This is a genomic window from Nocardioides piscis, assembly GCF_011300215.1.
Lineage (GTDB): Bacteria > Actinomycetota > Actinomycetes > Propionibacteriales > Nocardioidaceae > Nocardioides > Nocardioides piscis.
This window is the reverse complement of the sequence record NZ_CP049866.1, coordinates 109,270-124,195: the sequence shown is the minus strand read 5'-3', so window position 1 is coordinate 124,195 and position 14,926 is coordinate 109,270. Positions and strand designations below refer to the sequence as shown.

The window sequence follows — 14,926 nt, the reverse complement described above, 5'->3', positions numbered from 1 at the left end:
TGGTGACGACACAGATCTCACCCGCACGCCAGCGCAGCCTGCGCCGCTTCAACCTCGCGGCCGCGGCCCTGCACGTCGTGCAGGCCGTGGTGGTCCTCGTCCTGGCGACCGACTTCGCGCTCCCGGTCACGGCCAGCTATCTGGCCGGCCCGCCCGGGACGACACCGCAGGATCCCGTGGTCCTGTTCGACCTGTCGACCGGGCTCGCGGTGGCGGCGTTCCTGGCGCTGTCCGCCCTGGCGCACCTGATCGTCTCCACGCTGTGGTGGCGGGGATATGTCACTGACCTGAGCCGGGGGATCAACCGCGCCCGCTGGGTCGAGTACTCGGTGTCGTCCTCGCTGATGATGGTCGTGATCGCGCAGCTGGTGGGGATCGCCGACGTGACCGCGCTGCTGGCGATCATCGGGGTGAACGCCTCGATGATCCTGTTCGGCTGGCTGCAGGAGAAGTACGAGCAGCCCGGAAGCGGCGGCTGGCTGCCGTTCTGGTTCGGCTGCATCGCCGGGGTGGTGCCGTGGATCGCGGTCGTCGTCTACACCATCGCTCCTCAGAGCGCGTCGGACGCGAGCCCGCCCGGGTTCGTCTACGCGATCATCGTGTCGCTGTTCGTGTTCTTCAACATCTTCGCCCTCAACCAGGTGCTGCAGTACAGGGCCCGAGGTCGCTGGGCCGACTACCTGTTCGGTGAGAACATCTACATCGTGCTCAGCCTCGTCGCGAAGTCGCTGCTGGCGTGGCAGGTCTTCGGCGGCACGCTCGCAGGGTGACCAACGCCGCTCCCGGACCCTGAGAAGTTGGAGCCCGACGGGGCTACGGTTGAGTAACCACCCCCTCGACGCTCAGGAGCACCCACCATGGCGCACATGGCTCCACACAAGGTCCAGCTCCACGGCCACGAGCTCTCCTACGTCGACAGCGGCTCCGGCCCGGTGGTGCTCTTCATCCACGGCATCCTCGGGTCGCAGGGCCAGTGGGCCCACCTCGTCGACGAGATGGACGACGAGCACCGGGTCGTCGTGCCCGACCTCTTCGGGCACGGCGAGTCGGCCAAACCGACGGGGGACTATTCGCTCAGCTCGCACGCCGCGACCCTGCGCGACCTCCTCGACCACCTGGGCATCGAGCGCGTGACGCTCGTCGGGCACTCCCTCGGTGGCGGGATCGCGATGCAGTTCTTCTACCTCTTCCCCGAGCGGGTCGACCGCCTCGTCCTGGTCGCCAGCGGCGGCCTCGGGCGCGAGGTCAACTTCGTCCTGCGCTCGGCGACGCTGCCCGGCGCCCAGCAGGTGTTGGGTGTCGCCGCCTCGGCGCCCGTCCTGGCGCGGGTCGAGGCGCTGGGACGTGGCGCGCAGAAGGTCGGCTGGCGACCGGGCGCCGACGTCGGTGCGATCTGGCGCGGGTTCACCTCGCTCGGTGACCGCGAGAGCCGCCGCGCCTTCCTCGCCACCACACGGGCCGTGATCGACATCGGCGGCCAGAGCATCAACGCCTACGACCACCTCGGCTCCGTGGACCCCATCCCGACCCTGATCGTGTGGGGCTCCAAGGACCGGATGATCCCGGCCTGGCACGCGCTCAGCGCCCAGAGCGCGGTCCCCGACTGCCGTGTGGAGCTGTTCGAGGGCGCGGGTCACTTCCCCCACCTCGACGACCCTGACCGGTTCGCGCGGTTGTTGCGCGAGTTCATCGCCGAGGGCGCGGCCGATCACCCACCGACCGCGGCCGACGACACCTGACGCCGAGCGTCACCGAGCCGTCGACGTGTGCGCACCGACGTTGACGACGCGGCCCGACGAGTCGCGGTAGAAGAACCGCGTGACCCCCCACTCCTCCGCGGTCAGCGGGTGGACGATCTCGACGCCGGTCGAGAGCGCGTTGGCATACGCCGAGTGCACGTCGTCGACGAAGACCGACACGTCCGGGTTGAGCCAGGCCGTGGCGTCGGCGGTCATCAGGCTCAGCTGATGGCCGGCCGGATCGGAGAGCGTCACGATCCAGCCGTGGTCCATCACGACCTGCATCCCCAGTACCTCCGTGTGCTGCCGCACGGCCTCAGCCAGGTCGTCGACTGTCAGGTCGGGGACGATGCGCTCGATCTGCATGGGGTGAGTCGATCAGCCACGCGGCGCCGAGTCCAGCGCCGTGACCTCAGGACGTCCTGCCCGTTGGACCCCTCAGACGAAGCACAGTCCCGACGGAAAGGCATGCCCTATGCGCCGTACGCTCAGATCAGCCCTCGCTCTCGCCCTCCCGCTCACCTTGGCAGGCGCGTTGCAGCACGGCACCGCCCACGCAGCGACGAGCGACCCGCTGCGCGACCTGCAGTGGGGCCTGGACCAGGTCCGAGCCGAGCAGGCCTGGCCCACGTCCACCGGCGCTGGCGCCGTCGTGGCAGTTGTCGACACCGGTGTCGACTTCACGCACCCGGACCTGAGGGCCAACCTGCTGCAGGGCGCGACGTTCACGGGCTGCAAGGGCCAGTCACCGTGCGGGAACGGTGACTTCCGTGGTCCGGACGGCGAGAACAACGCCGACGAGCACGGCACCCACGTCGCCGGCATCGTCGCGGCAGTCACCGACAACGGCCTCGGCGTCGCAGGCACCGCGCCGGACGCCAAGATCCTGCCGGTCAAGGTCCTGGAGGACGGCAGCGGCTCGTTCGAGGAGATCGCCGCCGGCATCCGCTGGTCGGCCGACAAAGGCGCAGACGTCATCAACCTCAGCCTCGGCGGCCTCGCCGGGACCCAGGCCCTCACCCTGACGGGTCTCGAGAGCTCGGTGCCGGAGGCCATCGCCTATGCCAACAGTCGGGGCGTCTCGGTGATCGCAGCCGCCGGCAACTCCGCCACCCCGCTCTGCAACACCCCGGCGTTCGAGCCGGGCGCCGTGTGCGTCGCCTCCACCGACCGCAACGAGACGAAGAGCTGGTTCTCCGAGCTGCCCAACAAGACCGACCTCAAGGCGGTCTCGGCACCCGGTGGCGCCGGCACCCTCTTCTGCGAGGACGACATCGTCTCGACCGTGCCGCTGGGCACCGGCAGCGAGGCGTGCGGTGAGAGCGACTATGACTTCTACGCCGGTACGTCGATGGCCACCCCCCATGTCGCAGGGGTCGCGGCCCTGCTCTTCGCCCAGGGCCGCACCCTGGCCGACGTCGAGGCCGCGCTGCTCGACACCGCACGCCAACCCCTGACCGACGTCACCGGGGTCTACTCCCCGGTCTTCGGCTGGGGCATCGTCGACGCCGCGGCGGCCGTGGCCACCCCGGTCACGGCGACGCCGACCTCGACCGACGGGTCCACCAAGGGCGGCGGCAAGGGCGGCCAGGGCGGCGGCAAGGGCGGCAAGTCCCGCGGCTGACTGACGGCCCTCGTCCGGACCTGAACTTCCACTCCGATGCGTGGAAGTTCGGGCTCACACCCCTCGTCGGACCTGAACTTCCACGCCGATGCGTGGAAGTTCAGGTCCGCTCGCGTTCTCCGCGCCCGAGCCGGCGCAGGCCAAGACGGGGGAGGACCAGCAGGACACCCAGCACGACCGTGGCCACGACCACGAATGGCGTGGCTGTGCCCTGGCCGCTCGACACGCGGAGCAGCAGGCCCCCGACCACCGTGACCAGCCACACCAGCACGCCGGCCGCGACCGTCCCGCCCGGGCGGCGCACCAGCAGCAGCACTGCCCACGCGAGCACGGTGGCAAGCAGGAACGGCCATGCGGTGGCCCACCAGCCGCCGAGCGAGAGGGAGTCGTAGTGGCTCAGGCGTCCCGCGACCGCGAAGAGGCTGACGGCGGCGAGGTCGACCGGGAGCCAGGATCCGTTGCGCACGCCGCGACACTACGTGGCGTACCGCGGGTATCTTCTCCCGCAGAGGCAGCGGAGGGATGGACACGATGGTCTTGCAGGGCGTTGGCAACGAGGTGCGGTCGGCGATCAACTGGGGGGTCGCCCATGGCGTGCCCCGGGTGTTCATCGGGCGGGCGGAGTCCAGGGGCGACCTGCAGGCGGCGCTGATCCGCAGCCGGAGCAACGGGGAGGACCGCACCACCGAGGTGATCGAGGAGATCCGAGCCCGAGGCCCGCTCTACAAGGGGGTCATGGGCTATGTCGCGACCTCGCACTCAGCGGTTCGCCAGGTCCTGACGAGTGACGACTTCCGCAGCGGTTTCCCGGGCAGCGACGGGGCGATCGGCCGCTTGGCGGTGTGGTCGGGGATGCGCGGCTTCCACCCGGTCGAGCCGCCGTCGCTGCTGGTCACCGAGCCCCCGGACCACACGCGCTACCGCAAGCTGGTGATGCGTGTCTTCACGAGGCGGGCGGTGCAGAAGCTCACCGACCGCACCCAGGAGGTCGCCGACCGTCTCCTCGACGACCTCGAGGGTCGAGGCGGCCGCCAGGTCGACCTGGTCGAGGCCTACTGCAGCCAGCTGCCGCTGACGATCATCGCCGAGATCCTCGGGGTTCCCGAGGAGGACCGTCCCCGCGTGCTGGAGTTCGGCGAGGCCGCAGCCCCCAGCCTCGACCTCGGTCTCGACTATGCCCAGCACCGCCGGGTCCGGGCGGGTCTGCAGGCCTTCGACCAGTGGCTGACGGTGCACCTGGACAACCTGCGGCGCAACCCCGGGGACAACCTCCTCAGCGAGCTCGTGGCAGTGCGCGACGAGGACGGTGGCCTCGACGAGCTCGAGCTCAAGGCGACGGCCGGACTCGTCCTGGCGGCCGGCTTCGAGACCACCGTCAACCTGCTCAGCAACGGCATCGCGCTCCTCCACGACCACCCCGAGCAGCGCAAGCTCCTCGAGCACGACCCCTCCCTGTGGGCCAACGCCGTCGAGGAGGTCCTGCGCGTCGACCCACCCGTGCTCCTCACCGGTCGGATGGCGCTTCGCGACACGGTGGTGGCCGGTCGGGCGGTGTCCGCAGGCTCGATGGTCACCACCGTCCTGGCGGGGGCCAACCGCGACCCCGAGGTCTTCGACGATCCGATGACCTTCGACGTCGCGCGTCCCAACGCCCGCGACCACATCTCCTTCTCGGCGGGGCGGCACCACTGCCTCGGCGCGGCCCTGGCCCGGATGGAGGGCGAGATCGGGCTCCGCTCGCTGTGGGAGCGCTATCCCGACCTGCGCCTGCTGCCGGGTGCGCAGCGCCGTACGACCCGGCTCCTGCGTGGCTTCGAGACGCAACCGGCGATCCTGCGACCTTGACCCTGACCCTGACCATGCCGTGGGCGCCGGGCCGATCCACTCCCATGGAGCGACCCCCAGCCATCGGCAGCAGCGCTCCTGCCTAGGCTCGCGCTCATGACGATCATCGAGTGGGACGACCACGTCGCCCTCACGCAGTCCGCCCCCGGCGAGTTCGCCGCCAGCCTCTCCGACGGCTGGGTGGTGGGAGGCGGGGTCAACGGTGGCTACCTGCTCGCGACCATCGGCAACGCTCTGGGCCGGACCGCGCCGGGCAAGCCCGACCCCCTCTCGGTCAGCGCCTACTACCTCTCGGCTGCCGTGCCCGGACCGGCGACGATCTCCACCCGGGTGATCCGCGACGGCGGCAGCGTCGCCACGCTCGCGGCCGACCTGGAGCAGGGCGACGAGAGCCGCATCACCGTCCTGGCGACGTATGGCGACCTCGGCCGTCTCCCCGACGATGTCCGCACCACTGCCGAGCCGCCTGTCCTGCCGCCGCGCGAGGAGTGCTTCTCCAACTCGATGGCGCCGCCGGAGGTGCGTGAGATGGCGCCGTTGATGGACCGCTTCGACATGCTCTTCGACCCGGCCTGCGTCGGCTGGGCTGTGGGTGCGCCGAGCGGCGAAGGCCACATCCAGGCGTGGTTCCGCCTCAACGGCGAGCGCGACCCCGACCCGATCCAGCTGTTGATGGTCGTCGACGCGCTGCCGCCCGTCTCCTTCGACCTCGGGCTGATGGGGTGGGCGCCGACGCTCGAGCTCACGGCGCACGTGCGGGCCCGGCCCGCCCCGGGCTGGCTGCGGGTCAGCCACCGCACCCGCAACGTGGCGGGCGGGATGTTCGAGGAGGACTGCGAGGTCTGGGACTCCGCCGACCGCCTGGTCGCCCAGAGCCGACAGCTCGCCCGGCTGCCGCGTCCCTGACCGCTCAGTCGAACCGTGAGCGCTCCATCGACACGATCCAGCGTCGCCGGGGATGCTCGGTCAGCGACCACAGCCGGTCGGTCGAGGGCCAGTAGGCAAGGTCCTCAGGCCCCATGGGCAACGCCAGCCGCAGCGGCCTGAACCGCCCCGGCTGGCCGGCCAGGATCGTGCCCGGCCACCACCGGCCGTTGGAGACCGAGAGGTGATATCGCCCCCCGGCCAGCACCGCGCCCTGCATCCGCGCCACCCCGCCGTCGTCGAGGGCGATGGGCCGCGAGAACCCGTCCTGGCCGCTGTGGAGCTGCCAGTTGTCGGTGTCGAGCGGGAAGCGCGCGAGCCGGCTGGGCGCGTTGCCCAGGTTGTACTCCCCGCACACGAGGGCCGGCGGGTCAGATCGGCGGTCGAGGGAGAGGAAGGAGTAGCGAAGCTGGTGATGACCCTCGTCGGTGAAGGCCTTGTAGGTGAACCGCACGGGCAGCAGGTAGCGGTGGCCGTAGGACGCCACGCGCTGTCCGTCCACGCCGATCTCGTCGGGGTGGTCGTCATCGCCGAGGACCCGCATGATGTCGTCGACCCGAGCGCTCACGAAGCCGCGCCTCGTCGCCGCGATGTGGAGCCACGAGCCTGCCCAGGCGATCCCGCCGGCGTGGATCTTCAGCGGCCGGAGCTGGAGGTTGGCGTCCTGGTCGAGGACGGGGTGCACGAGCAGCACGTGGCGGTACTTCAAGGTGTCGAGGTCGATGAAGGTGACCCGCGAGCCTCGCTTCACACCGTCGCCGCCGGTGGAATACCAGGTGGTGACGAGCAGTCGGCGCCCGGCGACGTCCTCGGTGTCGCTGGCGTCGGCACTCGTGGAGATGCCCTGGGGGAACCAGGACCGGTCGCGCTGGTCGTAGGCGTCCCAGGTGTAGGCCTCGCTGACGGCACGCCCCAGGAGCCGTGCCGGGACCCGGCTGCGACGGGCCTGCCACTTCAGGTCGCCGAGCAGCCCGTCCAGGCCCGCCGGCTCGCCCAGCAGGGCTGCCAGGGCGGCTATCTCGCGGACGTTCTCGTCGGTCCGCTGGAGGTGGACGCCCTGGACGTAGGACGGTGCAGGCTGGTCGCCGGTGAGCATGCGCCCAACCTAGTTGGACCATCGAGGAGGATGGGGCCCGTGAGCCGAGCGATCTTCTTCGAGGAGGACGACGCGCGCGCCGCCGTACGGCGCCTGCTCGCCAACGGGTTCGACGCGGTCGTCGACCGGGAGCTCCTGTCCGGCGAGGACGACGACGAGGGTCACCCGTGGGCGGTGGTGACCGATGCTCCCGACCTGATGCTCGAGCTGCTGGTCGACGAGCACGACGGGTGGCTGGACAGCGAGACGCCCCTGCCGACCGCGCCGCCGCTCGAGCTGCCGACCGCGCCGAAGCGGATCAAGAAGCCCCTTGGCTGACGCGCCCGTGCGCCCGGTCGGCGCGCTGCCGCTCTTCCCGGCGGTCGCCTTCGTGCTGGTGTGGTCGTCGGGCTACATCTCCGGCCCCTACGGGATCCAGCACGTCGCACCGTTCACGCTGCTGACGTTCCGCTTCGGCGTGGCGGCGGCCATCGCCCTGCTGCTGGCGCGGCTGTTGCGCGGGCCGCTGCGCATCGATCGCTCCACCGCCGTCCGGATCGGGCTGACCGGACTCGCGATGAACGCGGTGCAGTTCGGTGCGATCTACCTCGCGTTCGACGCCGGCCTCGGCGCCACCCTGGCCTCGTTGCTCCATGCGCTCACCCCGGTGCTCACCGCGGCCCTCGCCGCGCTCTTCCTGAAGGAGTCGCTCTCGGCCCGACAGCTGCTGGGGCTCGTCATCGGGGTGGCCGGAGTGGTGATCGTGCTCGGCCCGGACATCGAGGGCGCGGGCGGGCCGGTGGCCGTCGGGCTGGGGGTGTTCAGTGCCATCACGCTCAGTCTCGGCACCCTGGGCCAGCGGTGGATCGGCCACGCACCAGATCCCCTCTGGGCGGCAGCGGTGCAGTTCGCGGTGTCGGTACCGCCCCTCGCCGTTCTCGCCCTCGCGCTCGAGGGCACCCATGCCGTCAGCGATCCCGTGCGGGGAGGCCTGGCGGTCGCCTTCCTGGCGATCGTGAACTCCATCGTCGGCCTGCTCCTGCTGGCTGCGCTCGTGCGCCGTGGGGGTGCAGGATCGGGTTCCAGCCTGTTCTTCCTGTCGCCGCCGGTCACAGCCGTGCTGGCCTGGCTCGTGCTCGGCGAGACCCTCACTGGGCTGGAGGTCCTCGGCCTCTTCGTCGCCGTGGTCGGCGTAGCCCTCGGCACCCGTCGGGCGGCCCCTAGGCTGATCTCATGAGCCTCGACCAGCGTGCCCTCTTCGTGCACGCACACCCCGACGACGAGACGATCAACAACGGCGCGACGATGGCGAGATATGTCGCCGAGGGTCGTGGCGTCACGGTGGTGACGTGCACGGCGGGGGAGATGGGCGAGGTGCTGGTCCCTGACCTGCTGCACCTCTCCCACGAGCGGGACGGGGGCCTGGGCGCGCACCGCCGGGGTGAGATCGCTGACGCGCTGGCCCACCTCGGGGTCACCGACCACCGGTGGCTGGGCGGGTTCGGTCGCTTCCACGACTCCGGCATGGCCTGGCACGCGGACGGACACGCGGTCGCGGCAGAGGTCGTCCCCGACAACGCCTTCTGGCACGCCGACCTCACCGAGGCCGCGGACGAGCTGGTGAAGGTGATCCGGGAGCTGCGACCACAGGTGCTGGTGACCTACAACGAGTTCGGCGGCTACGGCCATCCCGACCACATCCAGGCCCACCGGGTCGCGATGTATGCCGCGTCGCTGGCCGCGGCCCCGGCCTACAAGCTCGCCTTCGGCGAGCCCCACGACATCGCCAAGATCTATTGGTGCGCGATCAGCGAGTCGCGGATGCGCCAGAGCCTGCGCCAGATCCGCGAGTCCGGCGACACCGAGACGTTCGAGGGGATGGATCCGGACGGTGAGATGGGACCGTTCGTGACCCCTGACGAGCAGATCGCGGCGTGCGTGGACGGCACCGACTTCGTGCACACCAAGATGGACGCGCTCAAGCTGCACCGCACGCAGGTCGACCCGGAAGGCTTCTTCTTCTCCGGTGCGGAGTCGGGTCACGCGTTCTGGGGGGAGGAGTTCTACGTCCTGGCGAAGGGCCGGCGTGGGCAGGTGGGCGAGGACGGTCTCGAGACCGACCTGTTCGCCGGTCTGTGAGTGAGCCGGTGAGTGAGCCGGTCCGGGAGCCGGGAGCCGGCGCGCTTGGGCCACTGACGGTGCTGGGCCTGCTGGTCGCGGGTGCGGCGTGCGGCGCCGCGGCGACGCTGGTGCACCGGTGGGGGTGGGGACTGGCGATCGGACTGTTCGCCGCAGTCCTGGGCGTCGTGGCACTACCCGCAGGGTCTCGCAGGCTGGCCTTCGCGGCCGGCTGGATGGCAGCGGTCGGCCTTGCGCTGTGGCCGCGTCCCGAGGGTGACTACTTGATCGCCGCCGATGCCGTCGGATACGCCCTGCTCATCGCCTCCTTCGGGGTCTTCCTGGTCGCTCTCGTCACGCTGCCGGGGCGCGGGAGTCCCACCCCGCGCGATGGTGACGATCAAGGAGAAGTTGGCCGCAGAACCTAGGATCGGGGCCGTGCCGATCTTCGCCAACCAGTCCGACGTCGCCGAGCAGGACGCCGACCTACCCGACCGCGCGGGTGGTCGGGTGGTCTTCTGGCTGCTGCTGGGGCTGGCGCTGCTGGTCGCGGGCGGCTATGTCGCGGCCCACTACGCAGCGGCCGACAACGTCCCCCGCGGCACGACCGTCTCAGGTGTGGACATCGGTGGCCACCCGCGGGCCGAGGCGGCGCAGCGGCTCCAGGCCGGGCTGGCGGAGCGGGTGTCCGGACCGATCGAGATCACGATCGAGGGCGAGCCGGTCAGCGTCGATCCCGACGTCGCCGGCATCGCCGTGGACTACGAGGCCTCCGTGTCCGAGGCAGGCGGCGAGCGCAGCTGGGACCCGGTCCGGTTGTGGAACTACTTCACCGGCGGTCAGGACTTCGAGGCCGAGATCGACGTCGACGAGGAAGCCTTCGGACAGGCCCTCGCTGCCCTCGACAAGGAGCACGGCACCCCGCCCCGCGAGGGCAAGGTGGGCTTCGAGGGCGCCTCCATCACCACGGTGGAGCCGCGGATCGGCCGGGCTCTCGACCCGGCGACGACGCGCGATGCCCTGGTTGCGAGCTATCTGGCCGACGACGGGGACGTCCCTGACCTCGAGCTGTCGAAGTCGGTGCCCGAGGTCGACGAGGGTGACGTCGCCGAGGCCAAGCAGGCCTTCGCCAACCCGGCTGTCTCCGGGCCGGTCACCCTCAACTTCGGCGAGTCGAGCGTCCAGCTCGCCCCGGCCGACTACACCGCTGCCCTGCGCCTCCAACCGGTCGACGGCGAGCTCGTCCCGGTGCTCAAGCCCAAGAGGCTGGCCGAAGTCGTCTCCGGTGTCGTCGCCGACGGAGCGCCGGTCGACGCGACCGTCGCGCTCGTCGGTGGCCGGCCGACGGTGGTCCCCGCCAAGCCGGGCGTCACCTTCGACCAGAAGCAGGTCGAGGCGGGCTTCCTCGACGTGGTCGCGGCGCCCGGGCCCGAGCGGACCCTGACCGTCGACGCGAAGGTCGACAAGGCCGACTTCACCACCAAGGACGCCCAGGCTCTCCAGATCAAGGAGCGCGTGTCGACGTTCACCACCTACTACCCCCACGCCGAATACCGCAACGTCAACCTCGGGCGGGCCGCGGAGCTGGTCAACGGCACCGTGCTCAAGCCGGGGGAGACCTTCAGCCTCAACGAGACCGTCGGCGAGCGCACGGTAGCCAACGGATTCACCAAGGGCTACATCATCTCCGACGGCATCCTCGTCCAGGACCTCGGCGGTGGGGTCTCGCAGATGGCGACCACCACCTTCAACGCGATGTTCTTCGCCGGGCTCGAGGACGTCGAGCACAAGCCCCACTCCTTCTACATCGACCGCTACCCGATCGGCCGCGAGGCCACGGTCGCCTGGGGCTCGGTCGACCTGAGGTTCAAGAACGACACGCCGTACGGCGTGCTCATCCAGGCCAGCGTCACGCCCTCGACCCCGTCGTCCAGCGGGGTGGTCACGGTCTCGATGTATTCCACCAAGCACTGGAACATCACCACCACCACCGGCGAGCGGCACAACATCACCAAGGCGGAGGTCCGCCGGATCGATGACCGGAAGTGCCACCCCAACGAGGGGTACGGCGGCTTCGACATCGACGTCGTGCGCTACTTCGAGCCGGCAGGCGCCAACACCGAGACCCGTGAGCCCGAGACGTTCTCGACCACCTACACGCCCAGCGACACCGTCATCTGCACCAACCCGAACGCGGTCGACGAGTAGGACCCGCCCCCGCGCCCCGCGCCCCGGTCCCGGTCCTCCGGAGCCGGCGTGACTCCCCGGGTGACCCCTCGTTGGACCTGGTGTGCGCCGACTCCTCGCTGTCCTGACGACGTCAGTCCTGCTCGCTGTCGCTGTCGCGCTGGCGCCCCAGCCGGCCCACGCCTTCGTCGGCGACCCGGTCGGTTCCAACGACTGGGCCTGCGCGCCGACCGCTGCCCAGCCGACCCCGGTCGTGCTCGTGCACGGCACGTTCGGTGACCGCCGGAGCCTGCTCGACCGGATCTCCTGGCGTCTCGAGCAGCGCGGCTTCTGCGTCTACTCCCTCGACTACGGGTCCCGCGCCACCGGCCCCATCGAGGAATCAGCGGCCCAGCTGTCGACGTTCGTGGACCGGGTCCTTGCCGCCACCGGAGCGCCGAAGGTGAGCATGGTCGGCCACTCCCAGGGTGGGATGATGCCGCGCTACTACATCAAGTTCCTCGGTGGAGCCGACAAGGTCGACGACCTCGTTGGTCTGGCCGCCTCCAACCACGGCACCTCGCGCTCCGACTCGATGGGCGACTCGGGCTCCTTCTGCTACTCCTGCACCCAGCAGGCCGCCGGCTCGGACTTCCTCACCGCGCTCAACGCGGGAGACGAATCACTCGGCGACGTGAGCTACACCAACGTGGTGACGCGCTACGACGAGGTCGTCGTGCCCTTCGACTCCGGTCACCTCGCTCCGGGACCCGGAGTCACCAACGTGGTGCTCCAGGACACCTGCGGGCTCGACCTCACCGAGCACGTCCAGATCCCGCAGGACGGTCCCGCCATCGCCTGGGCGCTCGACGCGCTGACCCGTCCCGGTCCGGCCGACCCGGCGTTCCGCCCGAGCTGCCTGCCCTGAACCGAATCCGCACGTCCGGGCATCAAGGCGCCGCGAGATAGCGGTTGGAGTGGTGGGTGACGAACCCAATTCCTTCGTATGCCGCGAGGCCGGCGTGGTTGTCGGTCTCGACGTGCAGCCACGCCGTCGTCGCCCCGCGGGACGCACCCCAGTCGAGCAGCTCGGCCATGACGGCCGTCCCGAGCCCCGCGCGGCGGCGATCGGGCTCGACGAAGACGCCGTGCACGCCGAGCCAGTCACCGTCGAGGACGGCCCGGCCCCGCGCCGTACCCGCGCCGAGCACCACCTCGACCCGGTCCCCCTCCTCGTTGCAACGCGCTGTCAGCTGCTCTCCTGCGTCGTTGGTACGGCGCTCTCGAGCACCTGACCGCGCGTTGCAGGTCCGCAGGGCGCGCGAGAGGGGCGCGAGCTGGAAGTGCGAGTCGCCGCCGGGGACCGGCTCCCAGCCGAGCGAGGAGAACCAGTCCTCGTGGCTCGATCCCACGAGCACCTGGACCATCGGCGTCGCGCCGCGCTCGAGATAGAAGTTGCGCACCACGTTGGTGGCGTGGAAGAGCGGCACGCCGGCGTCGCCCATGGCGAGGGCGGAGTTGCCGCGCTTGCGGGGACGCTCGGGGGCCACGACGGGCGTATGGCGCAGCACCCACTCGCCCAGGTCCACCCGCTCGGTCGCGGCCCACAGCGCCAGCCCGTGTCCCTCGGCCTCGCGCGCCGAGACTCGCTGGCGCACGGACGCGCGCGGCGGGACCGGCTTGCCCGTGACGAGGTCGGCCAGCCGGACCTGCACGGGCCCGACGCCCTCCCGGTCGATCACGAGAGCATCCTCGCCCCACGCCGTGCACACGCCCAGGACGTCGGTCGCGCGACCGTCGGGGAGCAGGTGACGGACCACCACGCGCTGGCCCACGACGTGGGGACCAAGCAGGTGCTTGCCCACACTGTGGGGTTCCGACGTGTCCGGCATGTCGAGATACTAAGGTTGGCGGCGTCCCAACCCGTGCCCCAGTAGGAGGATCCGGTGACCTACGTCATCGCCCAGCCGTGCGTCGACCTCAAGGACCGCGCGTGCGTCGACGAATGCCCCGTCGACTGCATCTACGAGGGCAAGCGCATGCTCTACATCCACCCCGACGAGTGCGTCGACTGCGGCGCCTGCGAGCCGGTCTGCCCGGTCGAGGCGATCTTCTACGAGGACGACACGCCGGAGGAGTGGAAGGAGTACTACACGGCCAACGTGGGCTTCTTCGACGACCTCGGCTCCCCCGGTGGCGCGGCCAAGATGGGTGAGATCGACAAGGACCACCCGATCGTCGCTGCGCTGCCGCCCCAAGAGCACGACGAGTGAGTCCGTCGGAGGTTGAGGCGGTCGCACCGCGGCCGTCACCAAACCCCCGACCGCCAGTCTCGACGAAGCTCCCCGACTTCCCCTGGGACAAGCTGACGGCCCTCGCCGCCACGGCGCGGGCCCATCCGGACGGGATCGTCGACCTCTCGGTCGGCACCCCGGTCGATCCCACCCCTGACCTGGTGCAGCAGGCGCTGCGCGACGCCGCCGACTCGCCGGGCTATCCCACGACGATCGGGCTGCCCGAGACGCGGCAGGCGGCGATCGACTGGCTGGCCCGACGCTTCGGTGTGACGGGCCTCGGCCTCGACTCGGTCCTGCCCGTGATCGGCTCCAAGGAGCTCATCGCCTCCCTCCCCGGTCACCTGGGGATCGGCCCCGGTGACCTGGTCGGCTATCCGGAGCTGGCCTACCCCACCTACGAGGTCGGCGCCGTGCTGGCCGGTGCCCGCGGTCTCGCCACCGACTCGTTGACCGCGTTCGGGCCCGAGGTCCCCCGCCTGCTGTGGCTCAACTCGCCGTCCAACCCGACCGGCCGGGTGCTGCCCCCCGACCACCTGCGCAAGGTCGTCGACTGGTGTCGCCAGCGCGGGACGATCCTGGTCTCCGACGAGTGCTACCTCGAGTGCGCGTGGGACGTCCAACCCTCCAGCGTGCTGCACCCCGACATCTGTGGGGGGTCCCACGAGGGCATCCTCGCCGTCCACTCGCTGTCCAAGCGCTCCAACCTGGCCGGCTATCGCTGCGCCTTCGTGGCGGGGGACCCGACCCTGGTCGGCGAGCTCCTCGCCGTACGCAAGAACCTCGGACTCCAGATGCCCGGGCCGCAGCAGCGGGCGATGATCGTGGCGCTGGAGGACGACGCCCACGTCGTCGAGCAGCACGCGACGTATGCCGCGCGGCGGGCCAAGCTCAAGGAGGCCCTGATGATGGCGGGCTTCACCATCGACCACTCCGAGGCGTCGCTCTATCTGTGGGCGCGGCGCGCGGCAGGGTCAGGCGGTGAGGACTGCTGGCAGACCGTCGCCGACCTCGCCGACCTCGGCATCCTGGTGGCGCCCGGTGACTTCTACGGAGCCGCAGGCTCCCAGCACGTCCGGGTCGCCTTCACCGCGACCGACGAGCGCATCGACGCGGCCGTCGCGCGGCTGACCGGCTGAGT

Annotated in this window: 17 protein-coding genes; 13 read left to right on the top strand and 4 right to left on the bottom strand. The window is 70.8% G+C overall.

The features are described 5' to 3' along the window. Window positions 1–2 precede the first annotated feature (2 nt). Together heR and G7071_RS00675 are read left to right on the top strand one after the other, a co-directional pair. Window positions 3–770, top strand: coding sequence for a heliorhodopsin HeR (heR, locus tag G7071_RS00680; protein WP_206062861.1), 768 nt, complete (start codon window positions 3–5; stop codon window positions 768–770). Between the two features lie 96 nt (window positions 771–866). Beyond that, window positions 867–1,739 carry an alpha/beta fold hydrolase gene (locus G7071_RS00675; RefSeq protein WP_166313748.1) on the top strand — a complete coding sequence of 291 codons (873 nt, stop codon included), beginning with the start codon at window positions 867–869 and terminating at the stop codon, window positions 1,737–1,739. 9 nt (window positions 1,740–1,748) lie between these two features. Here the strand turns inward: G7071_RS00675 and G7071_RS00670 are convergent, their stop codons facing one another. Next, on the bottom strand, window positions 1,749–2,105 hold the full coding sequence (locus G7071_RS00670; RefSeq protein WP_166313746.1) for a VOC family protein: 357 nt from the start codon (window positions 2,103–2,105) through the stop codon (window positions 1,749–1,751). A gap of 109 nt (window positions 2,106–2,214) precedes the next feature. Between G7071_RS00670 and G7071_RS00665 the strand changes: the two genes are divergently transcribed. Further along, complete coding sequence (locus G7071_RS00665) at window positions 2,215–3,363, top strand: S8 family peptidase (RefSeq protein ID WP_166313744.1); 1,149 nt, start codon at window positions 2,215–2,217, stop codon at window positions 3,361–3,363. Window positions 3,364–3,463: 100 nt separating this feature from the next. On the opposite strand, the gene G7071_RS00660 is transcribed toward G7071_RS00665, so the two are convergent. Further along, window positions 3,464–3,829 carry a DUF3054 domain-containing protein gene (locus tag G7071_RS00660; protein WP_166313742.1) on the bottom strand — a complete coding sequence of 122 codons (366 nt, stop codon included), beginning with the start codon at window positions 3,827–3,829 and terminating at the stop codon, window positions 3,464–3,466. A gap of 56 nt (window positions 3,830–3,885) precedes the next feature. On the opposite strand from G7071_RS00660, the gene G7071_RS00655 reads away from it, so the two are divergent. Both G7071_RS00655 and G7071_RS00650 read left to right on the top strand, forming a co-directional pair. Then, the gene (locus tag G7071_RS00655) at window positions 3,886–5,208 is read left to right on the top strand and encodes a cytochrome P450 (protein ID WP_166313740.1); all 1,323 of its coding nucleotides are present in this window, start codon (window positions 3,886–3,888) and stop codon (window positions 5,206–5,208) included. Between the two features lie 96 nt (window positions 5,209–5,304). After that, window positions 5,305–6,114 carry a thioesterase family protein gene (locus tag G7071_RS00650; protein WP_166313738.1) on the top strand — a complete coding sequence of 270 codons (810 nt, stop codon included), beginning with the start codon at window positions 5,305–5,307 and terminating at the stop codon, window positions 6,112–6,114. Between the two features lie 4 nt (window positions 6,115–6,118). Here the strand turns inward: G7071_RS00650 and G7071_RS00645 are convergent, their stop codons facing one another. Then, the gene (locus tag G7071_RS00645; protein ID WP_166313736.1) at window positions 6,119–7,228 is read right to left on the bottom strand and encodes a hypothetical protein; all 1,110 of its coding nucleotides are present in this window, start codon (window positions 7,226–7,228) and stop codon (window positions 6,119–6,121) included. A 39-nt stretch (window positions 7,229–7,267) separates the two neighbouring features. Between G7071_RS00645 and G7071_RS00640 the strand changes: the two genes are divergently transcribed. The 6 genes from G7071_RS00640 to G7071_RS00615 all read left to right on the top strand — a co-directional run bounded on the left by G7071_RS00640 (window position 7,268) and on the right by G7071_RS00615 (window position 12,419). Then, the gene (locus tag G7071_RS00640) at window positions 7,268–7,546 is read left to right on the top strand and encodes a hypothetical protein (protein WP_425489406.1); all 279 of its coding nucleotides are present in this window, start codon (window positions 7,268–7,270) and stop codon (window positions 7,544–7,546) included. Beyond that, complete coding sequence (locus tag G7071_RS00635; protein ID WP_166313732.1) at window positions 7,539–8,444, top strand: DMT family transporter; 906 nt, start codon at window positions 7,539–7,541, stop codon at window positions 8,442–8,444. Before G7071_RS00640 ends, G7071_RS00635 begins: the two co-directional genes overlap by 8 nt. Continuing rightward, on the top strand, window positions 8,441–9,346 hold the full coding sequence (mshB, locus tag G7071_RS00630) for an N-acetyl-1-D-myo-inositol-2-amino-2-deoxy-alpha-D-glucopyranoside deacetylase (protein WP_166313730.1): 906 nt from the start codon (window positions 8,441–8,443) through the stop codon (window positions 9,344–9,346). The genes G7071_RS00635 and mshB overlap by 4 nt, the downstream gene beginning before the upstream one ends. 8 nt (window positions 9,347–9,354) lie before the next feature. Then, window positions 9,355–9,753, top strand: a complete 399-nt coding sequence (locus tag G7071_RS00625) for a hypothetical protein (RefSeq protein WP_166313728.1) — start codon at window positions 9,355–9,357, stop codon at window positions 9,751–9,753. 10 nt (window positions 9,754–9,763) lie between these two features. Next, window positions 9,764–11,533: a VanW family protein gene (locus tag G7071_RS00620; protein WP_166313726.1), complete on the top strand. Its 1,770-nt coding sequence runs from the start codon at window positions 9,764–9,766 to the stop codon at window positions 11,531–11,533. A gap of 82 nt (window positions 11,534–11,615) precedes the next feature. Next, complete coding sequence (locus G7071_RS00615; protein WP_166313724.1) at window positions 11,616–12,419, top strand: esterase/lipase family protein; 804 nt, start codon at window positions 11,616–11,618, stop codon at window positions 12,417–12,419. A gap of 22 nt (window positions 12,420–12,441) precedes the next feature. On the opposite strand, the gene G7071_RS00610 is transcribed toward G7071_RS00615, so the two are convergent. Beyond that, window positions 12,442–13,383, bottom strand: coding sequence for a GNAT family N-acetyltransferase (locus G7071_RS00610; protein WP_166313722.1), 942 nt, complete (start codon window positions 13,381–13,383; stop codon window positions 12,442–12,444). Between the two features lie 54 nt (window positions 13,384–13,437). On the opposite strand from G7071_RS00610, the gene fdxA reads away from it, so the two are divergent. Both fdxA and dapC read left to right on the top strand, forming a co-directional pair. Then, window positions 13,438–13,764 (top strand): ferredoxin, encoded by a 327-nt coding sequence (gene fdxA / locus G7071_RS00605; RefSeq protein WP_166313720.1) that lies wholly within the window; start codon window positions 13,438–13,440, stop codon window positions 13,762–13,764. Next, window positions 13,761–14,924 carry a succinyldiaminopimelate transaminase gene (gene dapC, locus G7071_RS00600; protein WP_166313718.1) on the top strand — a complete coding sequence of 388 codons (1,164 nt, stop codon included), beginning with the start codon at window positions 13,761–13,763 and terminating at the stop codon, window positions 14,922–14,924. The genes fdxA and dapC overlap by 4 nt, the downstream gene beginning before the upstream one ends. Window positions 14,925–14,926 lie beyond the last annotated feature (2 nt).

Excerpts from the sequence above, each read along its gene's own strand:
- G7071_RS00665 (WP_166313744.1), top strand. The coding sequence starts at position 2,215 with ATGCGCCGTACGCTCAGATCAGCCCTCGCTCTCGCCCTCCCGCTCACC.
- G7071_RS00650 (WP_166313738.1), top strand. The coding sequence starts at position 5,305 with ATGACGATCATCGAGTGGGACGACCACGTCGCCCTCACGCAGTCCGCC.
- G7071_RS00645 (WP_166313736.1), bottom strand. The coding sequence starts at position 7,228 with ATGCTCACCGGCGACCAGCCTGCACCGTCCTACGTCCAGGGCGTCCAC.
- G7071_RS00675 (WP_166313748.1), top strand. The coding sequence starts at position 867 with ATGGCTCCACACAAGGTCCAGCTCCACGGCCACGAGCTCTCCTACGTC.
- mshB (WP_166313730.1), top strand. The coding sequence starts at position 8,441 with ATGAGCCTCGACCAGCGTGCCCTCTTCGTGCACGCACACCCCGACGAC.
- G7071_RS00610 (WP_166313722.1), bottom strand. The coding sequence starts at position 13,383 with ATGCCGGACACGTCGGAACCCCACAGTGTGGGCAAGCACCTGCTTGGT.
- G7071_RS00655 (WP_166313740.1), top strand. The coding sequence starts at position 3,886 with ATGGACACGATGGTCTTGCAGGGCGTTGGCAACGAGGTGCGGTCGGCG.
- G7071_RS00670 (WP_166313746.1), bottom strand. The coding sequence starts at position 2,105 with ATGCAGATCGAGCGCATCGTCCCCGACCTGACAGTCGACGACCTGGCT.